Origin of the sequence: Candidatus Sulfotelmatobacter sp., from assembly GCA_035498555.1 — a bacterium.
Taxonomy (GTDB): Bacteria; Eisenbacteria; RBG-16-71-46; order RBG-16-71-46; family RBG-16-71-46; genus DATKAB01.
Genome location: DATKAB010000015.1, coordinates 1 through 2861, shown reverse-complemented (window position 1 = coordinate 2861; position 2861 = coordinate 1). Strand labels below are relative to the sequence as shown.

Below are 2861 nucleotides of genomic sequence, written 5' to 3'. Positions count from 1 at the left end.
GCGATGGTCACGTTCTGGATCACGATGGCGCGGGCGCGCCTGGCGAGCCGCATCGCGAACGGCAGCGCGGTGAGATCGTCCGACATGAGCACCACGTCGGCGCTCTCCATCGCGGCGTCGCTGCCGATCCCGCCCATCGCGATGCCGACCGTGGCGCGCGCCAGCGCCGGCGCGTCGTTCACGCCGTCGCCGACCATGGCCACGCCGCCGTGCTGCTTCTCGAGCTCGGCAATCACGTTCACCTTCTCTTCGGGAAGCAGATTGCCGTGGAATTCGTCCACGCCCGCCTGCCTGGCGATCGCCTCGACGGTGAACGTGCTGTCGCCCGAGAGCAGCGCGAGCGGCGAGAGGCCCTGGCGCTTGAGCGAGGCGATCGTTTCCCGCACCACCGGTCGCAGCTGATCGGCGGCCGCGATCACGCCCCAGCGATCGCCGCGGCGCACCAGCATCGCGGTCTTGGCCTCGCGGCGCAGGCGTTCGACCTGTTCGAGCGCGGCCGCCGGCACCATGATGCCGAGCGATTGGAACAGCTCGGGCGTCCCGACCTCGACCGAGGCGCCGTCCACCACCGCCACCAGCCCCTTACCCAAGTGCGAGGTGAGCTGCGACGCCGGCTCGACGTTGAGGCCGCGCGCTTCCGCGGCGCGCACCACCGCCTGCGCCAGCGGGTGCTGGGAGCGCTTCTCGGCCGCGGTCGCCCAGCTCAGCACCTCGGATTCGGTGGCACGCGGCAGCGCCACCACGTCCGACACTTCGAAGCGCCCGCGGGTCAGCGTGCCGGTCTTGTCGAAGGCCATCGCGCGCACCCGCCCCAGCGCCTCGATGAACTTCCCGCCCTTGAACAGGATGCCGTTGCGCGCGGCACTCGCGATTCCCGAAAGAATCGTGGCGGGTGTCGCGATCACCAGCGCGCACGGTGAGGCCACCACCAGCAGCGTCATGGCGCGATAGAAGGTGCTGCGGAATTCGTGGTGCAGGAGGAGCGGCGGGACCACGATCATGAGCCCGGCGCCGATCATCACCACGATGGTGTAGTAGCGCCCCACCCACTCCGCCACTTCCTCGGTGCTCGACTTCTGCTCCTGCGCCTCGCTCACCAGATTGACGATGCGCGCGAGCGTGGTGTCGCCGGCGGTGCGCATGGTGCGCGCCTCGATCGCGCCCTGCTGGTTGAGCGTGCCGGCGTAGATGGTGTCGCCGGCGACTTTGGTGACCGGCACCGACTCGCCGGTCAGGTTGCTTTGGTCCACCAGCGATTCGCCCGAGAGCACGATGCCGTCGACCGGGATCGCCTCGCCAGGCTTGACGATCACGCGCTCGCCCACCCGCACCGACTCGGCATCCACCTCGATCTCGCGCCCGTTGCGCAGCACCAGCGCGCGCGAGGGCCGGAGCTTGAGCAGCGCGTGCAGCGCGCGGCGCGTGCGGCCCATCGTATAGACCTCGAGCGTGTTGCTGAGCGAGAACAGGAACATCAAGGTCGCCGCCTCGGCGATGTAACCGATGGCCGCCGCGCCCAGCGCCGCCGCCAGCATCAGCAGGTTGACGTCGAAGCGGAACTTGGCCAGCGATTGCGCGGTGCTGCGGATCGTGAACCAGCCACCCGAGAGCGCCGAGATGATGTAAGAGGTGCGATAGGCGATTCGCGGCGCGCCGAAACGCTCGAGGGCGATACCGGCAAGCAGCGTCACCAGGCAGGTGCCGGTCATCACCGCCATGGCGCGACCGCGTGCGAGGTGCTCCTGCTCGGCGGCCGAGTGGCGCATGCCCCACGGCTTGGCGGTGGAGAGCGGGCGCACCAGCTCGACGCTGTCCACCGGGATCACGCGCCGCGAGAGCCCGACGCGGCCGGGATCGGCGCTGGCTTCGAACTCGCCGCGCTGCGACTCGGGCACGCGGCCGAGCCTCAAGGCGCACTCTTCGCACGAGCCCAGGCTCTGGCGCTGCTCGCAGGTGGTGACGCGCTGCGCGAACAGCGCGCCGACCTCGTCGGCCAGCGCATTCAGCTGGTCGGGCTGCACCTGGCTCGGCTCGTAGCGCACGGTGAGCGTGCTGTCGCGGAAATTGGCCTCGATCGCGACGATGCCGGGGCTGTTCTTCAGCCGATCCGAGATGATCTCGAGGCAGCCCTCGCCGTCGGCGATCCGCGGCGGGTGAGCCGTCCCGTCGCCGGGAACGACCCGCGGCGACGGTCCGGCTTTGGTCGCGGGCGCAGACTCGGCATGGTGGAAAAGACGGGTCATGGCGGGACGAGGATACACCTGCCGCGTGGGAACGGCTTTCCGCCGTGCCTGCCGCGAGTTCGCGCTTGCGGCGGATTTCACACCCTTGTGACTTCCGGGCAATGCGTCGGCGACGCGCGCGCTGGCAGTCTCCGCGGGTCCGGGGGTCGAAGCGGGAACGGCCTTCAACGGAACTCCGGTCAGGTCCCGAGGTCCCTCCCCCAGCACTTTCCGGACATTCGCGGCATGCCGGTGCGCGGTGACCGCAATCGGGCCACGTGCCACGGCCCGTCGGCCGGACTGCTGCAGCCTCGAACCGCGGCGAGCTCTCGAGCGCGCCGCGGTTCTATTTCTGGCTCAGTTCTCGATGAAGACGGTGCGCTCGAGGGTGAAGGTGGAATTCGGCTTCACCACGCGCAGCAGATAGCGCCCGGGCGGCGCCAGGTCGCCGCGAACGTCGCGGCCATCCCATTCGGTGCAGACCACGCCGCCGGCGGGGCGCAGCACTCCCCGCGCGATGGTTGCCACCACACGGCGGCGTTGGTCCAACACCGTGACTTCGAACTCCTGACGCAGCGGACCGCCCGCGAAGAGGGGTGCCAGAAACGCGATGTGGAGCCGGTCGCCGGTCCGCATCGT

At 70.0% G+C, this 2861-nt stretch carries 2 protein-coding genes; both read right to left on the bottom strand.

Annotation, left to right across the window (positions count from 1 at the left end; all coding sequences use genetic code 11):
- Window positions 1-2243 (bottom strand): heavy metal translocating P-type ATPase (locus tag VMJ70_01670; protein ID HTO89815.1); only part of this gene is annotated, 2243 nt, incomplete at its 3' end.
- A gap of 336 nt (window positions 2244-2579) precedes the next feature.
- A partial coding sequence (locus VMJ70_01665) for a FlgD immunoglobulin-like domain containing protein (GenBank protein HTO89814.1) occupies window positions 2580-2861 on the bottom strand: 282 nt, incomplete at its 5' end.